17 protein-coding genes and 1 rRNA gene are annotated in these 22,311 nt (G+C 65.0%); 16 read left to right on the top strand and 2 right to left on the bottom strand.

From position 1 onward, the window contains the following. The first annotated feature begins 4 nt into the window (after positions 1 to 4). Positions 5 to 118, top strand: a 5S ribosomal RNA gene (gene rrf, locus AB4Y40_RS09595). Positions 119 to 244: 126 nt separating this feature from the next. Here rrf and AB4Y40_RS09600 read toward each other — a convergent pair. Then, a complete protein-coding gene (locus tag AB4Y40_RS09600) occupies positions 245 to 1,438 on the bottom strand; it encodes a M20 aminoacylase family protein (RefSeq protein WP_368687488.1) in 1,194 nt (397 codons plus the stop codon). Positions 1,439 to 1,617: 179 nt separating this feature from the next. Here AB4Y40_RS09600 and AB4Y40_RS09605 point away from each other — a divergent pair, with 179 nt between their 5' ends. Together AB4Y40_RS09605 and AB4Y40_RS09610 are read left to right on the top strand one after the other, a co-directional pair. Beyond that, positions 1,618 to 3,696 carry a molybdopterin-dependent oxidoreductase gene (locus tag AB4Y40_RS09605; RefSeq protein WP_368687489.1) on the top strand — a complete coding sequence of 693 codons (2,079 nt, stop codon included), beginning with the start codon at positions 1,618 to 1,620 and terminating at the stop codon, positions 3,694 to 3,696. 148 nt (positions 3,697 to 3,844) lie between these two features. Next, a complete protein-coding gene (locus AB4Y40_RS09610) occupies positions 3,845 to 5,518 on the top strand; it encodes a long-chain fatty acid--CoA ligase (RefSeq protein WP_368687490.1) in 1,674 nt (557 codons plus the stop codon). A gap of 163 nt (positions 5,519 to 5,681) precedes the next feature. Here AB4Y40_RS09610 and AB4Y40_RS09615 read toward each other — a convergent pair whose 3' ends face one another. After that, positions 5,682 to 6,878: a porin gene (locus tag AB4Y40_RS09615; RefSeq protein ID WP_368687491.1), complete on the bottom strand. Its 1,197-nt coding sequence runs from the start codon at positions 6,876 to 6,878 to the stop codon at positions 5,682 to 5,684. Positions 6,879 to 7,186: 308 nt separating this feature from the next. Between AB4Y40_RS09615 and coq7 the strand changes: the two genes are divergently transcribed. The 13 genes from coq7 to AB4Y40_RS09680 all read left to right on the top strand — a co-directional run bounded on the left by coq7 (position 7,187) and on the right by AB4Y40_RS09680 (position 22,293). After that, positions 7,187 to 7,849, top strand: a complete 663-nt coding sequence (gene coq7, locus AB4Y40_RS09620) for a 2-polyprenyl-3-methyl-6-methoxy-1,4-benzoquinone monooxygenase (RefSeq protein ID WP_133183005.1) — start codon at positions 7,187 to 7,189, stop codon at positions 7,847 to 7,849. Positions 7,850 to 8,247: 398 nt separating this feature from the next. Then, complete coding sequence (mraZ, locus tag AB4Y40_RS09625) at positions 8,248 to 8,676, top strand: division/cell wall cluster transcriptional repressor MraZ (protein WP_368687492.1); 429 nt, start codon at positions 8,248 to 8,250, stop codon at positions 8,674 to 8,676. A gap of 17 nt (positions 8,677 to 8,693) precedes the next feature. Further along, positions 8,694 to 9,647, top strand: coding sequence for a 16S rRNA (cytosine(1402)-N(4))-methyltransferase RsmH (rsmH, locus tag AB4Y40_RS09630; protein ID WP_368687493.1), 954 nt, complete (start codon positions 8,694 to 8,696; stop codon positions 9,645 to 9,647). Then, positions 9,644 to 10,000 carry a cell division protein FtsL gene (ftsL, locus tag AB4Y40_RS09635; protein ID WP_028207784.1) on the top strand — a complete coding sequence of 119 codons (357 nt, stop codon included), beginning with the start codon at positions 9,644 to 9,646 and terminating at the stop codon, positions 9,998 to 10,000. Before rsmH ends, ftsL begins: the two co-directional genes overlap by 4 nt. After that, entirely contained in the window at positions 9,997 to 11,889 is a 1,893-nt protein-coding gene (locus AB4Y40_RS09640) for a peptidoglycan D,D-transpeptidase FtsI family protein (protein WP_368687494.1), read from the top strand. The genes ftsL and AB4Y40_RS09640 overlap by 4 nt, the downstream gene beginning before the upstream one ends. Next, the gene (locus AB4Y40_RS09645; RefSeq protein WP_368687495.1) at positions 11,886 to 13,436 is read left to right on the top strand and encodes a UDP-N-acetylmuramoyl-L-alanyl-D-glutamate--2,6-diaminopimelate ligase; all 1,551 of its coding nucleotides are present in this window, start codon (positions 11,886 to 11,888) and stop codon (positions 13,434 to 13,436) included. Before AB4Y40_RS09640 ends, AB4Y40_RS09645 begins: the two co-directional genes overlap by 4 nt. Next, positions 13,433 to 14,857 (top strand): UDP-N-acetylmuramoyl-tripeptide--D-alanyl-D-alanine ligase, encoded by a 1,425-nt coding sequence (gene murF, locus AB4Y40_RS09650; protein WP_368687496.1) that lies wholly within the window; start codon positions 13,433 to 13,435, stop codon positions 14,855 to 14,857. The genes AB4Y40_RS09645 and murF overlap by 4 nt, the downstream gene beginning before the upstream one ends. Positions 14,858 to 14,877: 20 nt before the next feature. After that, positions 14,878 to 16,047, top strand: a complete 1,170-nt coding sequence (mraY, locus tag AB4Y40_RS09655; RefSeq protein WP_028207787.1) for a phospho-N-acetylmuramoyl-pentapeptide-transferase — start codon at positions 14,878 to 14,880, stop codon at positions 16,045 to 16,047. Positions 16,048 to 16,075: 28 nt separating this feature from the next. Beyond that, the gene (murD, locus tag AB4Y40_RS09660; RefSeq protein ID WP_368687497.1) at positions 16,076 to 17,593 is read left to right on the top strand and encodes a UDP-N-acetylmuramoyl-L-alanine--D-glutamate ligase; all 1,518 of its coding nucleotides are present in this window, start codon (positions 16,076 to 16,078) and stop codon (positions 17,591 to 17,593) included. Then, positions 17,590 to 18,855: a putative lipid II flippase FtsW gene (gene ftsW / locus AB4Y40_RS09665; RefSeq protein WP_368687498.1), complete on the top strand. Its 1,266-nt coding sequence runs from the start codon at positions 17,590 to 17,592 to the stop codon at positions 18,853 to 18,855. The genes murD and ftsW overlap by 4 nt, the downstream gene beginning before the upstream one ends. Then, positions 18,852 to 19,955, top strand: coding sequence for an undecaprenyldiphospho-muramoylpentapeptide beta-N-acetylglucosaminyltransferase (gene murG, locus AB4Y40_RS09670; protein ID WP_368687499.1), 1,104 nt, complete (start codon positions 18,852 to 18,854; stop codon positions 19,953 to 19,955). The genes ftsW and murG overlap by 4 nt, the downstream gene beginning before the upstream one ends. Beyond that, complete coding sequence (murC, locus tag AB4Y40_RS09675) at positions 19,952 to 21,346, top strand: UDP-N-acetylmuramate--L-alanine ligase (RefSeq protein ID WP_368687500.1); 1,395 nt, start codon at positions 19,952 to 19,954, stop codon at positions 21,344 to 21,346. Before murG ends, murC begins: the two co-directional genes overlap by 4 nt. A 5-nt stretch (positions 21,347 to 21,351) precedes the next feature. Then, the gene (locus tag AB4Y40_RS09680; protein WP_368687501.1) at positions 21,352 to 22,293 is read left to right on the top strand and encodes a D-alanine--D-alanine ligase; all 942 of its coding nucleotides are present in this window, start codon (positions 21,352 to 21,354) and stop codon (positions 22,291 to 22,293) included. Positions 22,294 to 22,311: the final 18 nt, after the last annotated feature.

Below are 22,311 nucleotides of genomic sequence, written 5' to 3' on the forward strand. Positions count from 1 at the left end.
CATGCCTGATGACCATAGCGAGCTGGTCCCACCCCTTCCCATCCCGAACAGGACCGTGAAACAGCTCCACGCCGATGATAGTGCGGATTGCCCGTGTGAAAGTAGGTAATCGTCAGGCTCCTTATGCTGTAACGTCCAGAACCCCGGTGTCTCCGAAAGAGCACCGGGGTTATGGCGTTTACGCTTTAGAAGCAGCAAACAAAAAAGCCGTCCGGTGGACGGCTTTTTGCATTGGTGCCCAGAATTACTGCTGCGCCAGAAATCTCGTCGCCAGATGCACCCAAAACGACGATCCGACTGGCAGCAGTTGATCGTTGAAGTCATAGCTCGCGTTGTGCAGCATGCAAGGACCCGCGCCGTGTCCTGCATCCCGGTGACCACCTTCGCCGTTGCCGAGAAACGCGTAGCAACCGGGTTTCTCCAGCAGCATGAACGAGAAGTCCTCGGCGCCCATGGTCGGCTCGACGTTCGCATCGACGTGATCGGCACCGACCACCTCACGCATGACCTCCGCGGCGAACTGCGCCTCCGCGCTGCTGTTCACCGTCGGCGGATAGTTGCGATGGAAGGTGATGTCGACCGAGCAGTCGTACGCTTGCGCCGTGCTCTCGGTGATCTTGCGCAGTCGCGATTCGATCAGATCCAGCGTTTCCGTCGTGAAGGTACGCACCGTTCCCGCGATCCAGGCCGTATTCGGCACCACGTTGACCGCATCGCCCGCATGAATCTGTGTGATCGAGAGCACCGCCGTATCGAGCGGCTTCTTGTTGCGCGTGATGATGCTCTGCAGCCCGTTCGCGATCTGCACTGCTGTGAAGACCGGATCGCGGCCATTGTGCGGCAACGCCGCGTGCGAACCTACGCCCTTGATTTCAAGGCGGAATTCGTTGCTCGAGGCCATAATCGGCCCTTCGGTCACGCCGAAGTAGCCAGCCGGCATGCCCGGCCAATTGTGAATGCCGAAAACGGCGTCCACCGGAAACTGTTTGAAGAGGCCATCTTCGATCATGGCTTTCGCGCCGGCGCCGCCTTCTTCGGCGGGCTGGAAAATGAAGACGATCGTGCCGTCGAACTGCCCGTGTCGCGCGAGATATTGCGCCGCGCCAAGCAGCATCGCCGTATGGCCGTCGTGGCCGCACGCGTGCATCTTGCCTTCGTTGCGCGAGCGATGGTCGAATGTGTTGAGTTCCTGGATCGGCAACGCATCCATATCGGCGCGCAATCCGACCATCCGTTTGCCGGTGCCGCGTTTGAGCACGCCGACGACGCCGGTCTGGCCCATGCCGCGATGCACTTCGATGCCCCATTCTGTGAGTTTTGCCGCGACAAGGTCGGAGGTCTGGGTTTCTTCGTAGCGCAGTTCGGGGTGCGCGTGGATCGTTCGTCGGAGGCCCTGAATTTCGCCTTGGGCGGCCTGGATTTCCGGAATCAGTTTCATGGCGGACGGTGCTCAAAAAGTGGGCGCCCGGCTTTCGTCTCCAAAATAAGCCGGGTCTAGACGGACCATTCTACGCCGAACCTTTTTTTTCGCGCCAACCCACAGGGTGCGTACAGGGCGCGCACCCCGAACATAATAAAATCGCTCTTACGACAAAACGCCTGACCCACGGATTTCCGATGAACGCCCCAGCCGAATTTGCCCGTGCAGTGTGCCCGCACGATTGTCCCGATACTTGCGCGATGCGCGTGACCGTCGAAAACGGCCGGGCAATCAAGGTGAGCGGCGATCCCGATCACCCGCCGACGCAAGGCGTGCTGTGCACGAAGGTGACCCGCTATGCCGAGCGTGTCCATCATCCGAAGCGTTTGACGCAGCCGATGAAGCGTGTGGGGCGCAAGGGCGAAGGGCGTTTCGAGCCGATCAGTTGGGACGAAGCCTGTCGCCTTGCCGCCGACCGCCTCGGCGAAATCGCGCAGCGCGCGCCCGAAGCGATCCTGCCGTACAGCTATGCCGGCACGATGGGACTCGTTCAGGGCGATAGCATCGCGCAGCGCTTCTTTCACAAGCTCGGCGCGTCGCGTCTCGATCGCGCAATCTGCGCGGCGGCGGGCGCCGCCGGCCTGCGTTATACGTTCGGCTCGAGCCTCGGCATGCTCACCGAGTATTTCGCGGAAAGCGAAGTGATCCTGATCTGGGGCGCCAACCCGATCGCGTCGAACCTGCACTTCTGGACCCGCGCGCAGGAAGCGAAACGCAACGGTGCGAAGCTGATCGCGATCGACCCCTATCGCTCGCTGACGGCCGAGAAGTGCCATCAGCACATTGCGCTCAAGCCCGGCACGGACGGCGCGCTCGCGCTCGGCATGATGCACGTGCTGATCACCGAGGACCGTCTCGATCACGATTACATTGCGGCCCATACGCACGGCTTCGACGAGCTGAAGGCGCGTGCGCTCACCTACACGCCCGCACGCGTCGCCGCGATCTGTGGCATCGAGGAACAGGTCGTCGTCGATCTCGCGCGCCTCTACGCCTCGACGCGCAAGGCGGCGATTCGCATGAACTATGGCCTGCAGCGCGTGCGCGGCGGCGGCAACGCCGTGCGCGCCATCGCCTGCCTGCCCGCGTTGACCGGTGCGTGGCGCGAGCGCGCGGGCGGCGTGCTGCTTTCGTCGTCGGGCTGGGCCCCTGTCGATGCGAACGCGCTCCAGCGTCCGGATCTGATCCCGGGCTGGCCGCAGCATCAGCCGCGTATCGTCAACATGAACCAGATTGGCGACGCGCTCACGCACGCAGGCGACGCCGCATTCGGCCCGAAGGTCGAAGCGATCGTCGTCTACAACTCGAATCCGGTTGCGGTTGCGCCCGAATCGGCGAAGGTTGCGGCCGGCTTCGCACGCGAAGACCTCTTTACGATCGTGCTTGAGCAGTTCCAGACCGACACCGCCGATTACGCCGACCTGCTGCTGCCGGCCACGACCCAGCTCGAGCATCTCGACGTCCACAAGTCCTACGGCCACACGCACGTCATGGCGAACTTGCCTGCCATCGCGCCCGTTGGCGAGGCGCGGCCGAATACCGAAATCTTCCGCTCCATCGCGCGCGCGATGGGCCTGACCGAGCCGGCGCTGTTCGAAAGCGACGAAGACGTGGCGGCCCACGCTTTCGACTGGACCGATCCCGCGCTGGGCGGCGCCGACTGGGCGGCGCTCAAGCGCGAAGGCTGGCTGAAGCTGAACGTCGCCGAAGCACCGTTTGCGAACGGCGGTTTTCGCACGCCCACGGGCAAGTGCGAGTTCCATAGCGAGGCGCTTGCGAAGGCCGGGCTCGATCCGCTGCCCGACTATCTGCCGCCGCACGAATCGGCGGACGGTGCGCCCGAGCTCGCTGCGCGCTTTCCGCTCGCGATGATCTCGCCGCCCGCCCGCAACTTCCTGAACAGCACCTTCGTGAACGTGGAAAGCCTGCGCGCGACCGAGGGGGAGCCGCACGTGGACCTCCATCCGGCTGACGCCGCACGCCGCGAGATTGCCGATGGCGACGAGGTTCGCGTGTTCAACGACCGCGGCTCGATGCGCGCGCGGGCGCGCGTGACCGATCGGGCACGCAGCGGTCTCGTGGTGGGCCTGTCGATCTGGTGGAAGAAGCTTGCGCCGGATGGCCGCAACGCCAACGAGGTGACGAGCCAGGCGCTCACCGACCTTGGCGGCTCGGCGACGTTCTACGATTGCCTCGTCGAGGTCGAGCGGGCCTGAAAGCGTCTCACGCTACCGCTAGCGGCCCCGCGACGCGCGTTCGAGGGGCCTTTCTAACTCGCTGATTTGCTGACATAAAAGCTGGGTCGCCATGCTACGATCCAATTTTTTAGCACGACCATTCGAAAAATCAAGGAGGAGACGCTGCATGGAAAAAGTCTGGCTGAAATCGTACCCGCCCGGCGTTCCCGCTGAAATCGACGCAAGCCGTTACGCGTCCATCACTGCGCTGCTCGAGGAGAGCTTCAGCGAATTCCGTGCAAAGCCCGCTTTCGCCTGCATGGGCAAGACGATCACCTACGGCGAGCTGGACCAGCTCTCCCAGCGCCTGGCCGCGTGGTTCCAGTCGCGCGGCATCGCACGTGGTGCGCGCATCGCGCTCATGATGCCCAACGTGCTCCAGTATCCGGTCGCGCTCGCCGCGGTGCTGCGCGCGGGATATGTCGTCGTGAACGTGAATCCGCTCTACACGCCGCGCGAACTCGAACACCAGTTGAAGGACAGCGGCGCCGAGGCGATCGTCGTCCTCGAGAATTTTGCCGGAACCGTAAGCGCGGTCGTCGCCAATACGCGCGTGAAGCACGTGCTGGTCGCGGCGATGGGCGACCTGCTTGGCGCGAAGGGCTTCATCGTCAACTTCGTCGTGCGAAGCGTGAAGAAGATGGTGCCCGCCTGGAACCTGCCCGGCCACGTGCGCTTCAACGACGCGCTCGCCGAAGGGGCGCGCACAGGCTTCAAGCGCGTCGAGCAGACGCCCGAGGACGTCGCCTTCCTGCAGTACACGGGCGGCACGACCGGTGTGGCCAAGGGGGCGACGCTGCTGCATCGCAACCTGATCGCCAACGTGCTGCAGTCGGCGGCATGGACCGAGCCCGCGCTGGCGAAATTGCCGTCCGGTACGCAACCGGTGACGGTCGCGGCGCTGCCGCTGTACCACGTGTTCGCGTTGACCGTTTGCGGGCTGCTGACGCTGCGCACCGGAGGTCTCGCGATCCTGATCCCGAATCCGCGCGACATCGCCGGCATGATCAAGGAGCTGCGCGGGTACTCGATCACGTGTTTCCCCGCGGTGAATACGCTCTACAACGCGATGCTCAACCATCCGGAATTCGGCAATCTGGACTTTTCGCATCTGCTCGTTGCAAACGGCGGCGGCATGGCGGTGCAGGAAGCCGTGGCCAAGCGCTGGTACGAGCGCACGCATACGCCGATCGTCGAAGGCTATGGCCTCTCGGAAACCTCACCCAGCGTGACCTGCAATCCGGTCACGGCGACGGAATACACCGGCACGATCGGTTTGCCGCTGCCTTCCACCGAAATTTCGATTCGCGACGACGCCGGCAACGAACTGCCGATCGGCGAAGCGGGGGAGATCTGCATCCGCGGTCCGCAGGTGATGGCGGGCTACTGGCAGCGGCCGGAAGAAACGGCGAAGGTCATGACGCCGGACGGCTACTTCAAGTCGGGCGACATCGGTCTCATCAACGCGCGCGGCTACATCAAGCTCGTCGACCGCAAGAAGGACATGATTCTGGTCTCGGGCTTCAATGTGTATCCGAACGAAGTCGAGGACGTCGTGGCCAAGCTGCCGGGCGTGTTCGAAGTGGCGGCGGTGGGCGTGCCGGACCAGAATTCGGGCGAGGCGGTGAAGCTGTATATCGTCAAGAAGGACCCGGCGCTCACCGACAAGGACGTATTCGAGTACTGCAAGACGCAGCTCACCGGCTACAAGCGGCCGAAGATCATCGAGTTCCGCAACGATCTGCCCAAGAGCAACGTCGGCAAGATCCTGCGCCGCGAGCTGCGCGACGGTCGCGCCTGAAAACGCAAGAGCGAAGCGAAAGGCCCGCGAGTCAAAAGCGAAGAGCGGTCTGCCCATCGAGGGCAGGCCGCTTTTTTGTCGTGCGCACTGTGGCGAAACGACAAAACGCACCAAAGAAAAAAGGCGCCCGGAGGCGCCTTCGAGATTACAGCGACTGTTCTTCTTAGAACTTGTGACGGATACCAACGCGAGCCGTGAACACGTTGTTCGTGCTCGACGGCGTCAGGCCGTTGATCGACGCAACAGCGGTGCCGCCCGTCGAGTCGGAGCCCGTAGCGTGCTGGTACACGCCGATCAGGTAGACGTCCGTGCGCTTCGACAGGAAGTAGTCCGTGCCCAGTGCGTACTGGAAGTACTTCGCGCCGCTTTCGCTCGTGCCGTTCGCACGCGTGACGCTGCTGCCGTCCGTGAAGTCGAACGCAAAGCCTGCCAGCAGGGCCGGCGTGAACTGGTACTTGATGTTCGCTTCGACGTTGTTGAAGTTGGCGTTCGTGCCGCGTTCGAACAGCGAGGTCGACGTCGAGCCGAGGTTGCGGAAGCTGACGTTCGAGTACGTCAGGCCGAGCGTTGCTGCGCCGAACGTATATGCGCCGCCTGCGCCGATGACCTGGTACGTGTTAGCCGATGCGAAGCCGCCGTACACCGGGTTGAACGAAGTGCCCGTAACGCCCTTTACGCCCGTCTGCGGCGATGCGGTGCCGCCGTTGTTGAACAGGCCGCCGGTCGCGTTCGGCGTACGTGCGTTCAGGTAACCCACGCCGAGGACGAGGGGACCGTTGTTATAGCCGGCGCCCAACGACCAGATCTGGTTCGCCGAGAAGTTGCCTGCCTGGCCACCGAAGCTGTACGTGCCGCCGAAGGTCAGGCCAGCGTAGTTGGCGCTGGTGAACTTGACCGTGTTGTTCGTACGGTAGGCGTTGTTGAAGTTGTCCAGATCCTGCGGGTGCGCTGCGATGTAGCCACCCCACTGGTCGCCTGCTTCGAGCGGGCCGACGTAGTCGACGACGGAGTCGTACTGGCGACCCAGCGTGACCGTGCCGAATTGCGAGCTCGAGAGACCAACGTAAGCCTGACGACCGAACATCAGGCCGCCCTGGCCGAGCTTGCCGTTATTCACGTCGAAGCCGTTTTCGAGCACGAAGACTGCCTTCAGGCCGCCGCCGAGGTCTTCAGCGCCGCGCAGGCCGAAACGGCTGCCTTGCATCACGCCGCTCGACAGGTTGTACAGGTGCTTGCCACCCGAATTCGTGTTGATGTTGAAACCTTCGTCGATGATGCCGTACAGCGTGACGCTGCTCTGAGCGTGAGCAACGCCCGCGAACGCGCCCAGCGCAGCCAGCGCGAGAAGCGACTTCTTCATTGAATGATCTCCAGTGTTTGCGAATCTTTTGCGTCTTTTAACGGGACCAGTTTTTTATCTTGCGTAGGGTCCTGTCCTTCTAACTTCGCGAGAAGTTGCACGTAATGTAACAAAAGGGTTAATAGTCACAAAGGAAAAGCCTGGGCCTCGCTAAGTACCTGTTTCGTTTACACAACATGGTCTAGAATATGCAGCTATCTATCGGCGCTGCCCCGGATTGACGGATGTCCGTGAGTTTGTGTAGTGGTGAAAGGGCAGTCCGGGCGAGCGACCAATCCGGCTCGCCAACGAAATGAAAGGGAGGCTGGATGACGCTAGATGACTTGATTACCGAATTCGACCGGGGCCTGCGCTCTCTCACCGGCGTGTCGCGCATGACGCGTCCGATGCCGCAGCCTTCCCCCGTTACCATCGAAGTGACGCCCGAGGGCGATGCCGTACCCGCCGGCAGCGAACTCACGCCTGCCGAGCGCACGCACGCCGCCGGGCTCATGCGCGTCAATCACGTCGGCGAAGTGTGCGCACAGGCGCTGTATCAGGCGCAGAAAATCTCGGCGCGCTCGCCCTCGCTCAGGGCGGCCTTCGAGCAGGCCGCGCGCGAAGAAGAGGATCACCTTGCGTGGACCTCGCGCCGGCTGCAGGCGCTCGACTCGCGTCCGAGCCTGCTCAATCCGCTGTGGTACGCGGGCGCACTCGCGATCGGCTTCGCCGCCGGCCGCCTCGGCGACAAGGTGAGCCTCGGCTTCATGGCCGAAACCGAGCGCCAGGTCGAGCATCATCTCGACAGCCACCTCGACAGCCTGCCGCCCGCCGATCTCGAGTCGCGCGCGGTCGTCGAGCAAATGCGCGCCGACGAAATCTCGCACGCCAAATCGGCCACCGATCTGGGCGGCGTCGAATTGCCTTTGCCGGTGCGTTCGCTAATGCGTGTAGCATCGAAAGTCATGACGCGAACCGCCTACTACATCTGATTAATGGCATGGGCCGGCAATCGCTGTCGGCCCAAACCCGGATTAATCTTTCAGAGCTTTCAGCCCCCGGTTTTAATCCCCGCAAGCCCCCCGCTCGATCCCGCCGTAGGCCGTTTATCGCCGCGCTTTTCACGTATCACCTTCAGAACCTGCGTTAGCTCATTCATTCATAACGGTTTTTGGCTTTTGTCCCGACTTCAACAAGTGCCGCTAAGTCCTTGTTCTAGCGGATAAATTTCGTCAAAAAACGTCCGGTCTCCCTTGACCCTCGTTGGGCGTTCCTCTAAAGTGGGAGACAGTGTGAGAAAGTGTATTTTTGTGTGATTTCAGGCGCGTATTCAGGTAGATTTTCCGGGATTTAGGCGGGCGGCGAAAAGCGCCGCATTAGGGGGAGCAAATTGTTCCAGGGGGCGTCGGCGCTAACACTCGATGCGAAAGGACGGATGTCGATTCCGTCGCGCTATCGGGAAGCGCTGCAACAACAGGCAGAAGGACGGGTGACGATCACCAAGCACCCGGACGGCTGCCTGTTGCTATTTCCGTGCCCCGAATGGGAAGTGTTCCGCTCGAAGGTCGCCGCCTTGCCGATGGACGCGCACTGGTGGCGCCGTATTTTTCTGGGCAATGCGTCCGACGTCGATGTCGACAGTGCGGGCCGCGTGCTCGTCTCACCTGAATTGCGTCTGGCGGCAGGAATGGAAAAGGAAGTCATGCTGCTCGGCATGGGTAGTCATTTTGAGTTGTGGGATGCGCAGACCTACGCCGCCAAGGAACAGGCGGCAATGGCGCAGGGCATGCCCGACGCCTTGAAAAATTTCACGTTCTGATCGCGGTTCAAAAAGCTATGGCATCTGCGATGGGACAGGGACTGCAGCATCGCACGGTGCTGCTAGACGAAGCGGTGAACGCGCTGGTCACGCGCGCGGACGGCGTCTATGTGGACGGCACGTTCGGTCGCGGCGGGCACAGTCGCGCGATCCTCGGGCGTCTCGGCGAGGCCGGGCGCCTGATCGCGTTCGACAAGGACCCGCTGGCGATCGCGACGGCGCAAACCGTGAACGACGCGCGGTTTTCGATCGTGCATGAGAGTTTTGCTTCGCTGCGCGACGAGCTCGCGTCGCGCGGGGTAGGGCGTGTGTCGGGAATATTGCTGGACCTTGGCGTGTCGTCGCCGCAGTTCGACGATCCGCAGCGCGGTTTCAGTTTCCGCGCGGATGGTCCGCTCGACATGCGGATGGACCCGACGCGCGGCGAGTCCGCCGCTGACTGGCTCGCTCGGGCCACGTTGCAGGAACTGACGGAGGTAATTCGGGATTATGGGGAAGAACGGTTTGCTTTTCAGATTGCAAAGGCGCTTGTTGCTCGCCGGGCAGAGTCCGACCGTCTCGGGCCTCTCGACAGCACGGGCGAGCTTGCCCAAATCGTGGCTAACGTCGTCAAAACCCGTGAGAAGGGTAAGGACCCGGCAACCCGCACCTTTCAAGCTATACGGATTCACGTCAATCAAGAGCTTGCGGAGCTGCAGGTCGTTCTAGAAGCAGCACTGTCGTTGCTGGAACAGGGGGGGCGGCTGGTGGTCATCAGCTTTCATTCGCTCGAAGACCGGATCGTCAAGCGGTTCATGCAGGCGCACGCGAACGCGCCGGCGGTGGACCGCCGCCTGCCGATCCGCGCCGTCGACCTGCCGAGCCCGCCGCTCAAGCTGCTCGGGCGCGTGTTCGCGAGCGACGAGGAAGTCGCCGCGAATCCGCGCGCCCGCTCGGCCGTGATGCGCACCGCGGAGCGCGTCACGCCATGAATCGTCTGAACATCTTCCTGCTGATCGTCGTCATGGGGTGCGCGCTTTCCGTCGTGAACGCCACCAATCAGCAGCGTCAGATCTTCATCCAGTTGCAACGCGCGCAGTCGCAGGAGCATCAGCTCCAGCAGGACTACGCACAGCTTCAATATCAGCAGAGTGCGCTGTCGAGAACGTCGCGCATCGAACAGATCGCCACCGACTCGCTCAAGATGCAGCCCGTCACGACCGGACGCACGCAATATCTGACGCTCGCGCCCGGCAGCGCCACCGCCGTCGACGCCCCCGTGCCGACCTCGGCGCCCCCGCAGGGCGCCGCGCCCACGCCTGCCCGCCGCGGAGGCACGCGATGAAAAAGGACAATCGCCGCAAGAGCGTCGCCTTCAGCGCCAACCCCATTCTCTCCGTGCGCCTGCCGATGTGGCGCTCGAAGCTCGTCGTGTTCCTGCTCTTCATGGCGTTCGTCGCGCTTGCCGCGCGCGCGTTCTGGATTCAGGGCCCGGGCAACGCGTTCTATCAGAAGCAGGGCGAAAGCCGCTACCAGCGCACGATCGAGCTGCCGGCCACGCGCGGCAAGATTCTCGACCGCAACGGCCTCGTGCTCGCCACGAGCCTGCCCGTGCGCGCGATCTGGGCGATTCCCGAAGCCGTCCCCGACGATCTCGGCGCCGACAAGCTCAACCAGCTCGGCGCGCTGCTCGGCATGAACACGAAAGAGCTGCGCGCGAAGCTGTCTGAAGACAAGACCTTCGTCTACGTGAAGCGCCAGGTGCCGCTCGACGTCGCGCAGAAAGTGACGGCGCTCGACATTCCGGGCATTTACCAGCGCAACGAATACAAGCGCTTCTATCCGGAAGGCGACGTCACTGCGCACTTGATCGGCTTCACCAACGTCGAGGACGAGGGCCAGGAAGGCGTCGAGCTGTCGGACCAGAAAGTGCTCGCGGGCGTGCCGGGCATTCGCCACGTCATCAAGGACCGCATGGGCCACATCGTCGAGGACGTCGACGAAACGGTCGTGCCCCACGATGGCAAGGACGTCGAACTTTCGATCGACAGCAAGATTCAGTACATCGCCTATTCGAACCTGAAAGCCGCCGTCGAGAAGTTCAAGGCCAAGGCCGGCGCCGCGATGGTGGTGGACGTGCGCACCGGCGAAGTGCTCGCGCTCGTGAACTATCCGACCTACAACCCGAACGACCGCTCGCACCTCACGGGCGAGCAGCTGCGCAACCGCATTCTCACCGACGTGTTCGAGCCGGGCTCGATCATGAAGCCGTTCACGGTGTCGCTCGCGCTGGATCTGCACCGCGTCTCGCCGAGTACACTGGTGGATACGGGCGCGGGCCACTTCACCCTCGACGGCGCGACCATCACCGACGACGCCGGCTTTGGCGTGCTGACGGTGGGCGGCGTGATCCAGAAGTCGAGCAACATCGGTGCGACCAAGATCGCGATGACGCTGCGCCCCGAAGAAATGTGGGACATGTACACCAGCATCGGTCTCGGTCAGGCGCCGAAGGTCGGGTTCCCCGGCGCGGCGGCGGGCCGTTTGCGTCCGTGGAAAAGCTGGCGCCGCATCGAGCAGGCGACGATGTCCTACGGCTACGGCCTCTCCGTTTCGCTGTTCCAGCTCGCGCGCGCGTACACGGCGATCGCGCACGACGGCCAGATTCTGCCGGTCACGATCTTCCGCCACCCGGGCGACACGCAGCCGGTGCAGGGCACCCAGGTCTTCGCGCCGACCACGGCGCGTGAAGTGCGCACGATGCTGGAGAGCGTGGTGTCGAAGGACGGCACCTCGCCCGACGCCGCCGTGCCCGGCTACCGCGTGGGCGGCAAGTCCGGCACGGCGTACAAGCACGGCCCGCACGGCTACGATCATTCGAAATATCGCGCGTCGTTCGTCGGCATGGCGCCGATGCCGAATCCGCGCATCGTCGTGGCCGTCACGGTCGACGAACCGACGGCCGGCAGCCACTTCGGCGGCGCGGTGTCGGGTCCGGTGTTCTCGGGCATCGTCGGCGATACGCTGCGCTCGCTCAACGTGCCGCCGGACATGCCGGTGAAGCAGCTCGTCGTCGAGGACACCAGCGCCGCCGCCTCGGCCCCGGCCGTCGCGAACGCGCCCGCTACGCCGGTGAAGCGCGTGTCGAACACGACTACCGCGAAAAGCGCCGCCGCCGCGCGTCACATGACCATCGCGGACAACGCGAAAAATCGACCCGGAGTCGTCCGATGAGCGCCACGCGCAACCAGCATCCCGCGCACCGGCAGATCGCGGACGCGCTCGCATGGCTGCGAACGCACGTCGCGTCCGCAGCCGGCCTGCACGCCGACACGCGCTCGCTCCAGCCGGGCGACGTGTTTCTCGCCTACGCCGTAGAGGGCGCGGACAACCGCCCGCACATCGCCAATGCGATCGAGCGTGGCGCCGCAGCCGTGCTGTATCAGCCGGAAGGCTATGCGGGCGAACAGCCCGACGCGTCGATTGCGCTCGCAGTGCCGCAGCTCGACGTGCTCGCGGGCGAAATCGCCAGCGGCTGGTATGGCGACCCGAGCGATGCCATGCTCGTGGTCGGCGTGACGGGCACGAACGGCAAGACGTCGTGCAGCCAGTGGATCGCCTCGGCGTTCACGGCCATCGGCCAGAAGTGCGCGATCGTCGGCACGCTGGGCACGGGCTTTCCGGGCCAGCTCGTGCATACGGGCTTCACTACGCCCGACGCGCCGCAGCTGCAGCGCAGCCTAGCGCAATTGCGCGGTGCCGGCGCACAGGCGATTGCGATGGAAGTCTCTTCGCACGCGCTGCATCAGGGCCGCGTGAACGGGACCTCGTTCGACATCGGCGTCTTCACGAATCTCACGCAAGACCATCTCGACTATCACCACACTTTCGAGGCCTACGAGGCCGCGAAGGCGCGTCTGTTTGCATGGCCGGGCCTGCGCGCCGCGATCATCAACGCCGACGACGCAGCGGGGCGCCGCCTGATCGCCGCGACACGCGGCAAGGCTCGCACGATTGCGTATGGCGTGGCGACGCCCGCCGCCGACGCACCCGTTGCCGACGCGTGGCTGCGCGCGAACGACGTGCGCGCCACTGCCACCGGCACGGCATTCCATCTGGAAACGTCGGACTGGGGCGAGGCGCAAGTCGAGGCGCATGTGCTCGGCCTCTTCAACGTGAGCAATCTGCTCGGCGTGCTCGGCGCGCTGCTTGCGGCGAACGTGCCGCTCGTCGCGGCGCTCAACGAGATCTCCAAGCTGCAGCCGGTGAACGGGCGCATGGAGCGTCTCGGTGGCCGCGCCGATCACGACGAGCCGCTCGTCGTGATCGATTACGCGCATACGCCGGACGCGCTCGAAAAAACGCTCGAAGCGCTGCGCCCGATGGCAGCGGCACGCGGCGGCCAGCTCGTCTGCATGTTCGGCTGCGGCGGCGATCGCGACGCGACCAAGCGCCCGCTCATGGGCGCGATCGCGGAACGCCTCGCCGACCAGGTCGTCGTGACGAGCGACAACCCGCGCAGCGAGACGCCCGCGGCGATCATCGAGCAGATCGCACAAGGCATGCGCGACGCCGCGAAGGCGCGCCGCATCGAGGATCGCGCGAGCGCGATCCTGCAGGCGGTGCGCGGCGCGGCGCGCGAAGACGTCGTCGTGCTGGCCGGCAAGGGCCACGAGGCGACCCAGGAAATCATGGGCAAGAAGCGCGCGTTTTCCGATCAGGACCACGCGCGGCTTGCACTCGCCGCCCGTGCCACGCACGGGCGCGGAGGTGGTGAATGACGATGCTTTCCCTGCGCGAAGCCGCGGCGCTGATTCCCGGCGCGAGCGTACTCGGCGACGAGAACGCCACGTTCGAGCGCATTTCGACCGACAGCCGCACCACGGGCCCCGGCGATCTCTTCGTCGCGCTCAAGGGCGACCGCTTCGACGCGCACGACTTTCTCGGCGAGGTCGCGAACCGTCACGTGAGCGCGGCGCTCGTTTCGCGCAGCCCCGGCGACTGGCGCATTCCCGCGCTACGCGTGGACGACACGCGCAAGGCGCTCGGCGCGCTCGCGCTCGGCTGGCGCCGCCGCTTCTCGATGCCGCTCGTCGCCGTGACGGGCAGCAACGGCAAAACGACGGTCAAGGAAATGATCGCGTCGATCTTCGCGGCGGCCGTGGGAGAAAATTTGCGTCTCGCGACCACCGGAAACCTCAATAACGACATCGGCGTGCCGTTAACGTTGCTGCGTTTGAGCGGCGCTCATCAGCTGGCGGTGGTCGAACTCGGCATGAATCACCCGGACGAGACCGAGTTGCTGGCGAAATTCGCCGAGCCGACGGTCGCGGTGGTGAACAACGCGCAGCGCGAGCATCAGGAATTCATGGCGACGGTGGAAGCCGTCGCGCTCGAGCATGCGAGCGTGATTCACGCGCTCAAGCCCACGGGCGTCGCGGTGTTTCCGGCCGACGATGCCTACGCGAGCATCTGGCGCGTGGCGGCGACGGGTTCGCGCATTCTCGACTTCGCGCTGCATACGGAGACGCGTGCGGTGGAAGCGGCAGTCACCGGCAAGCTCGTCGACAAGCTGGCGGGCAACCGGCTCGCGATCGCGACGCCGGAAGGCCATCTCGAAGTGGAGTTGAAGGTGCTGGGCGCCCACAACGCGCACAACGCGCTCGCGGCCACGGCGGCGGCGATTGCGTCGGGCGTCTCGCTCGAGGCGATCGGCCGCGGGCTCGAGGCGTTCGAGCCGGTCAAGGGCCGCTTGCAGGTGAAGCGCGCGGCGCTCGGCGAGCTGACGGGCGCGACGGTGATCGACGACACCTACAACGCGAATCCCGATTCGGTGCGCGCAGCGATCGACGTGCTGGCTTCGCGCACGTCGCCGCGCGTGCTGGTGCTCGGAGACATGGGCGAAGTCGGCGACGACGGTCCCGCATTTCACCGCGAGGTGGGCGCCTACGCGAAGGAACGCGGCATCGACGCGCTCTACACGCTCGGCGACGCAGCGCGTGACAGCGCGGCGGCGTTCGGCGCGCAGGCGCTGCATGCCGCCGACGTGGGCGAGCTCGTGCGCGCGCTGGCTGGTGCCGGTTACGGCGCCGGCGCAACGATTCTCGTGAAAGGCTCGCGCTTCATGCAGATGGAGCGCGTAGTAGCGTCACTCACGAATCCGCAAAACCCTGCGCCGGACGCGAAGTCCGGTGCGCACTGAAATACGAAGGAATACAAGGCATGCTACTGGCGCTGGCGCAATGGCTGCAGAATGACGCAAGCTTCTTGCGCGTGTTCAGTTATCTGACGTTCCGTGCGGTGATGGCCACCATCACCGCGATGGCGATCGGGCTTTTTCTCGGCCCGTGGGTGATCCGCAAGCTCACCGCAATGAAGGTCGGCCAGGCCGTGCGTACGGACGGCCCGCAGACTCACCTCGTGAAGTCCGGCACGCCTACCATGGGCGGCGTGCTCATTCTGCTGGGCATCGCGGTTTCCACCTTGCTGTGGGGCGACCTCACGAACCGCTTCATCTGGATCGTGATGCTCGTCACGTTCGGCTTCGGCGCGATCGGCTGGGTCGACGACTATCGCAAGGTCGTCTACAAGGACCCGCGCGGCATGTCTTCGCGCGAGAAGTACTTCTGGCAGTCGGTGATTGGTCTGTTCGCGGCGGTGTACCTCGCGTTCAGCGTCTCCGAGGCGAGCAACGTGCGCGTGTTCGATCTCTTCATGGCGTGGGTGCGCAGCGGCCTGTCGATGGGCCTGCCCGCGCGCGCCGACTTGCTGCTGCCGTTCCTCAAGTCGATCAGCTATCCGCTCGGCGTGTGGGGCTTCATCGCGCTCACGTATTTCGTGATCGTCGGCGCGAGCAACGCCGTGAACCTCACCGATGGCCTCGACGGCCTCGTGATCATGCCGGTCGTGCTGGTCGGCGCATCGCTCGGCGTGTTCGCCTATGTGATGGGCAGCTCGGTCTACTCGAAGTATCTGCTTTTTCCGCATATTGCCGGAGCGGGCGAACTGCTCATCTTCTGTTCGGCGATGGGCGGGGCAGGGCTCGCGTTCCTCTGGTTCAACACGTATCCGGCCCAGGTCTTCATGGGCGACGTGGGCGCGCTCGCGCTCGGCGGCGCGCTGGGAACCATCGCGGTGATCGTGCGTCAGGAAATCGTGCTCTTCATCATGGGCGGCATCTTCGTGGCGGAGACGCTCTCCGTGATGCTGCAGGTCACCTGGTTCAAGTACACGAAAAAGCGTTACGGCGAAGGGCGCCGCATCTTCAAGATGGCGCCGCTGCATCACCATTTCGAACTGTCCGGCTGGAAGGAAACGCAGGTTGTCGTGCGTTTCTGGGTTATCACGCTGATGCTGTGTCTGATTGGTCTATCCACGCTCAAGCTGCGTTGAGCCTTTAAGTAAGCAAGGGAAGCAAGCGATGTTCGGCGAGAAGTTTCGGGATCGGCAAAAGCCGATGGTGCTCGTGCTGGGACTCGGGGAATCGGGTCTCGCGATGGCGCGCTGGTGCGCGCGGCATGGTTGCCGCCTGCGCATTGCCGACACGCGCGAAGTGCCGCCCAATCTTCCCGAACTCGCCGCGCGCGGCATCGACGCCGATTTCGTCGGCGGTCCGTTCACGACGGCGCTGCTCGACGGCGTGGAACTCGTCGCGATTAGCCCGGGCCTCTCGCCGCTCGCCGAAGATCTCGTGCCGCTGATCGCGGCGGCGCGCGAGCGCGGCATCGAAGTGTGGGGCGAGCTCGAACTCTTCGCGCAGGCGCTGCGCCATCTCGGCGAGAGCGGCTACGCGCCGAAGGTGCTCGCCATCACCGGCACGAACGGCAAGACCACCACGACGAGCTTGACCGGCATGCTCTGCGAGCGCGCGGGCAAGCGCGTGGCGGTGGCGGGCAATATCAGCCCGGCCATGCTCGACAAGCTCGCCGAAGCCATCGACAACACCGCGCTGCCCGACGTCTGGGTGCTCGAACTGTCGAGCTTCCAGCTCGAGACGGCGCACACGTTCGAGCCGGACGCCGCGGCGGTCCTCAACATCACGCAGGACCATCTCGACTGGCACGGCGGCCTCGACGCTTACGCGGCCGCGAAGGGCCGTATCTTCGGGCCGCGCACGACGCGCGTGCTCAACCGCGACGACGCGCGCGTCATGTCGCTCGCGAGCGCGAAGGCGAGCGGCGACGCGAAGATCGTGACCTTCGGCCTGAACGAGCCCGAGAACGACGGCGACCTGGGTCTGTTGCGCGAGAACGGCATGCAGTGGCTCGTGCAGGCCCACGACCTCGACGCGGCCGACGTGCCTGTCTCCCCGCGTCGCCGCAAGCAGCAGGAAGCGGCGCCCGTGAACCTCGGCATGAAGCGCCTCATGCCCGCCGACGCCCTGCGCATTCGCGGCCTGCACAATGCGGCCAACGCGCTCGCGGCGTTTGCGCTCACGCGCGCGATCGATCTCGCGCCCGCGCCGCTTCTGCACGGCCTGCGCGAGTATCGCGGCGAGCCGCATCGCGTGGAGCTGATCGCCTCGATCGACGGCATCGACTACGTGGACGACAGCAAGGGCACGAACGTCGGCGCGACAGTGGCGGCGCTCGACGGCCTCGCGCAGCGCACGGTGCTGATCGCCGGCGGCGACGGCAAGGGCCAGGACTTCGATCCGCTCGCCGCGCCGGTTGCGCGCTGGTGCCGCGCCGTGATGCTGATCGGCCGCGACGCGTCGAAGATCCGCGCGGCGCTCGAAGAAACCGGCATCGCGATGAGCGACTACGCGACGCTCGAGGAAGCCACGCGCGCGGCGACGGCGCTCGCGCAACCCGGCGACGTCGTGCTGCTTTCGCCCGCTTGCGCGAGCCTCGACATGTTCCGCAACTACGCCCATCGCGCGGCCGTGTTCCACGACACCGTAGAAGAAATCGCCGCAGAACGGGGGACGATGATATGAGCTGGTCCGAGCGATTCGGTGCGCGCCTCTCGCGCGAAAACGGCCAGGCCGGCGGCTCGTCGAGCGGCGGCGCGCGCTCGGGCGGTCTCGCGAGCGTCGTCAACGGCGTGCGTCCCGGACGCTCGCGCATGCTCGACTACGACCACTCGCTGCTGTGGGCCGTGATCGCGCTGCTCGGGCTTGGCGTGGTGATGGTCTACTCGGCCTCGATCGCCATGCCCGATTCGCCCAAGTACGCCTCGTACCGCGACTGGGCGTTTCTCGTGCGCCACCTCGTTTCGCTCGCGATCGCCACGGTCGCGGCGCTCGTCGCGTTCCGTATTCCCGTTTCGACGTGGGAGCGTTACGCGCCCAAGCTCTTTCTCATCTCGCTCGCCATGCTGGTGGTCGTGCTGATTCCGCACATCGGCAAGGGCGTGAACGGCGCGCGCCGCTGGATTCCGCTCGGCGTGACGAACATGCAGCCGTCGGAAATCATGAAGCTCGCCGTGACGATCTACGCTGCGAACTACACGGTGCGCAAGCAGGAATACATGCATAGCTTCGCGAAAGGCTTCCTGCCGATGGCATTCGCCGTGGGCGTGGTCGGCGCGCTGTTGCTGCTCGAGCCTGACATGGGCGCATTCATGGTGATCGCCGCGATCGCCATGGGCGTGCTGTTCCTCGGCGGCGTGAACGGCAAGCTGTTCGGCGGCCTCGTGGCCACGGCAGTGGGCACCTTCACGCTGCTCGTGTGGGCGTCGCCGTGGCGCCGCGAGCGGATCTTCGCGTACCTCGATCCGTGGGACGACCGCTACGCACAGGGCAAGGCGTACCAGCTCACGCACTCGCTCATCGCGTTCGGTCGCGGCGAATGGTTCGGCGTGGGTCTTGGCGGCAGCGTCGAGAAGCTCAACTATCTGCCGGAAGCGCATACCGACTTCATTCTCGCCGTGATCGGCGAGGAACTCGGTTTCGTCGGCGTCCTCGTCGTGATCCTGCTGTTCTACTGGATCGTGCGCCGCTCGTTCGAGATCGGCCGTCAGGCGCTCGCGCTCGACCGCACGTTCGCGGGCCTCGTCGCCAAGGGTCTTGGCGTGTGGTTCGGCGCGCAGGCCTTCATCAACATGGGCGTGAACCTGGGTCTCTTGCCGACCAAGGGTCTCACGCTGCCGCTCGTGAGCTATGGCGGCTCGGGCATCCTGCTCAATTGCGTCGCCGTGGCGTTGCTGCTGCGCGTGGATTACGAAAACCGGGTCCTGATGCGCGGAGGCAAGGTATGACTGCAGCGACGCGCACGCTCATGGTGATGGCCGGCGGCACCGGGGGACACGTGTTCCCGGGGCTCGCCGTCGCGCATCGCATGGAGCAGTGGGGCTGGCGCGTGGTGTGGCTCGGCAATCCCGCAGGCATGGAAGCGACGCTCGTGCCCAAGCACGGCATCACGATGGAATACGTGCGCTTTGGCGGCGTGCGCGGCAAAGGCATCAAGACCAAGCTGATGCTGCCGCTGAACCTGCTGCGCGCCTGCACGCAGAGCCTCGCGGCGCTGCGCCGCGTGAAGCCCGACGTCGTGCTCGGCATGGGCGGCTACATCACGTTCCCGGCGGGCGTGATGAGCGCGCTGTCGGGCCGTCCGCTCGTGCTGCATGAACAGAATTCGATCGCCGGTCTCGCGAACAAGGTGCTCGCGAAGCTGGCCAGGCGCGTGCTCGTGGCGTTTCCGGGCGCCTTGCCGAACGCCGAGTGGACCGGCAACCCGATCCGCGAGGCGCTCGAACACGTCGACGCACCGGCGGCGCGCTACGCCGCGCGCAGCGGTCCGCTGCGCGTGCTCGTGGTGGGCGGCAGCCTCGGCGCCACGGCGCTCAACGAAGTGGTGCCGCGCGCGCTGTCGCTGCTTGCACCAGAAGAGCGTCCGCACATCGTGCATCAGGCGGGCGCGAAGCACATCGACGCCTTGCGTCAAAACTATCTCGACGCCGGACTCGAACTGAACGACACGGTGCAGCTCGTGCCGTTCATCGACGACATGGCGAGCGCCTATCGGAACGCGGATCTCGTGGTCTGCCGTTCGGGCGCAATGACGGTGGCCGAGATCGCGGCCGTGGGCGTGGCGGCATGCTTCGTGCCGTTCCCCTACGCCGTGGACGACCACCAGACCACCAACGCCGCGTTCCTTGCCGACAAGGACGCAGCGCTCGTGGTGCAGCAACGCGACCTGACGGCGGAGGGACTCGCCGACTGGTTGCGGCATCAGACCAGAACATCGCTGGCAGAAATGGCCGGGCGCGCTCGCGCGCTCGCGAAACCCGACGCCGCCGATCAGGTCGCGCGCATCTGCGCGGCCGTGGCGGGCGTAGTAGCGGGAGGAAAGCAATGAAACACATCGTCAAACATATCCATTTCGTCGGCATCGGCGGCGCGGGCATGAGCGGCATCGCCGAAGTGCTCGTCAATCTTGGCTATCAGGTAAGCGGCTCGGACCTCGCGAAGAACGGGGTCACCGATCGACTCGCCGCGCTCGGCGCGCGCATCGCGATCGGCCATGCCGAAGAGAACATCGAAGGCGCGAATGCCGTAGTCGTTTCGACCGCGGTGCGCAGCGACAACCCCGAAGTGCTCGCGGCACGCCATCGCCGCATTCCCATCGTGCCGCGTGCCGTGATGCTCGCGGAACTGATGCGTCTGAAGCAGGGCATCGCAATTGCAGGCACGCACGGCAAGACCACCACGACCTCGCTCGTGGCGAGCGTGCTGGCCGCGGGCGGGCTCGATCCGACCTTCGTGATCGGCGGGCGTCTGATCAGTGCGGGCGCGAACGCGCGCCTCGGCACGGGCGACTTCATCGTGGCGGAAGCCGACGAATCCGACGCATCGTTCCTGAACCTGTTCCCGGTGATCGAAGTCATTACGAACATCGACGCCGATCACATGGACACCTACGGGCACGACTTCGCGCGCCTGAAGCAGGCGTTCATCGAGTTCACGCATCGCCTGCCGTTCTATGGCATCGCGGTGCTGTGCGTGGACGACCCGAACGTGAAGGAGATTCTGCCGTTCGTCTCGAAGCCGATCATCCGTTATGGCTTCGCGTCCGACGCGCAGGTGCGCGCGGTCAACGTGGTCGCGCGCGAAGGCAAGATGTACTTCACGGTGATGCGCGAAGACGCGCCGTCGCTCGACATCGTGCTGAATCTGCCGGGCACGCACAACGTGCAGAACGCGCTCGCTGCGATTGCGATCGCGACCGAACTCGAAGTCAAGGACGCCGATATTCAGCGCGCGCTCGCGGAATTCAACGGCGTGGGCCGTCGTTTTCAGCGCTATGGCGAAATTCCCGTCAACGGCGGCGGCGCCTGGACGTTGATCGACGACTATGGCCATCACCCGGTGGAAATGGCCGCGACGATCGCAGCGGCGCGCGGCGCGTTTCCCGAGCGCCGTCTCGTGCTGGCGTTCCAGCCGCACCGCTACACGCGGACGCGCGACTGTTTCGAAGACTTCGTGCGCGTGCTGTCGACCGTCGATGCGCTCGTGCTGACCGATGTCTATGCGGCCGGCGAAGCGCCGATCGTCGCAGCGGACGGCCGTGCGCTCGCACGCGCGATTCGCGTCGCGGGCAAGGTCGAGCCCGTGTTCGTCGAGACCGTGGATGAAGTGCCGGAGGCGCTAGCTGCTGTCGTGCGCGACGGCGATGTGGTGATTACGATGGGTGCGGGTTCGATCGGCGGTGTGCCGGGTCGAATCGCCCAACAGGAACAGAAGGCGTGAGTGACATGAGCAGTATCGATCCGAAACAATTTGGCAAGGTCGCGGTGCTGTACGGCGGCGTGTCGGCCGAGCGCGAAGTGTCGCTCAAGTCGGGCACGCTGGTGCTGCAGGCGTTGCAGAGCGCCGGCATCGACGCGCATCCGTTCGACCCGTCCGAGCGGCCGCTTTCGGCGCTCAAGGACGAAGGTTTCGTGCGCGCGTTCAACGCGCTGCATGGCGGCTATGGCGAAAACGGCCAGATCCAGGGCGCGCTCGACTTCTACGGCATTCGCTATACGGGCACGGGCGTGCTCGGCTCCGCGCTCGGGCTCGACAAGTTCCGCAGCAAGCTCGTGTGGCAGCAGCTCGGCATTCCCACGCCGCCGTTCGAGGCGGTGCTGCGCGGCGACGACTACGCGGCGCGCGCGCCGCAGATCGTCGCGAAGCTCGGCCTGCCGCTCTTCGTGAAGCCCGCGAGCGAAGGCTCGAGCGTGGCCGTGATCAAGGTGAAGGCGGAAAGCGAACTCGTGCCGGCGCTCGAAGAAGCCGCAAAGTTCGACAAGATCGTGCTGGTGGAAAAGAGCATCGAAGGCGGCGGCGAGTACACCGCGTGCATCGCGGGCGACCTCGATCTGCCGATCATCAAGATCGTGCCGGCGGGTGAGTTTTACGACTACGACGCGAAGTACATCCTCGACACGACGCAGTATCTGATTCCGTGCGGCGTCGCGCCGGAGAAAGAAGCGGAACTGAAGAAGCTCGCGCGCCGCGCGTTCGACGTGCTCGGCTGCACCGATTGGGGCCGCGCCGATTTCATGATGGACGGCGCAGGCAACGCGTACTTCCTCGAAGTGAACACGGCGCCGGGCATGACCGATCACTCGCTGCCGCCGAAGGCCGCGCGCTCGGTAGGCATCGAGTATCGCGATCTGGTGGTGCGCGTGCTGGCACAAACGCTAAAAGATTGAACCCCTGATTAATCTCTG

It is taken from the genome of Paraburkholderia sp. EG287B, from assembly GCF_040965595.1.
In the GTDB taxonomy this organism is placed as follows: Bacteria; Pseudomonadota; Gammaproteobacteria; order Burkholderiales; family Burkholderiaceae; genus Paraburkholderia.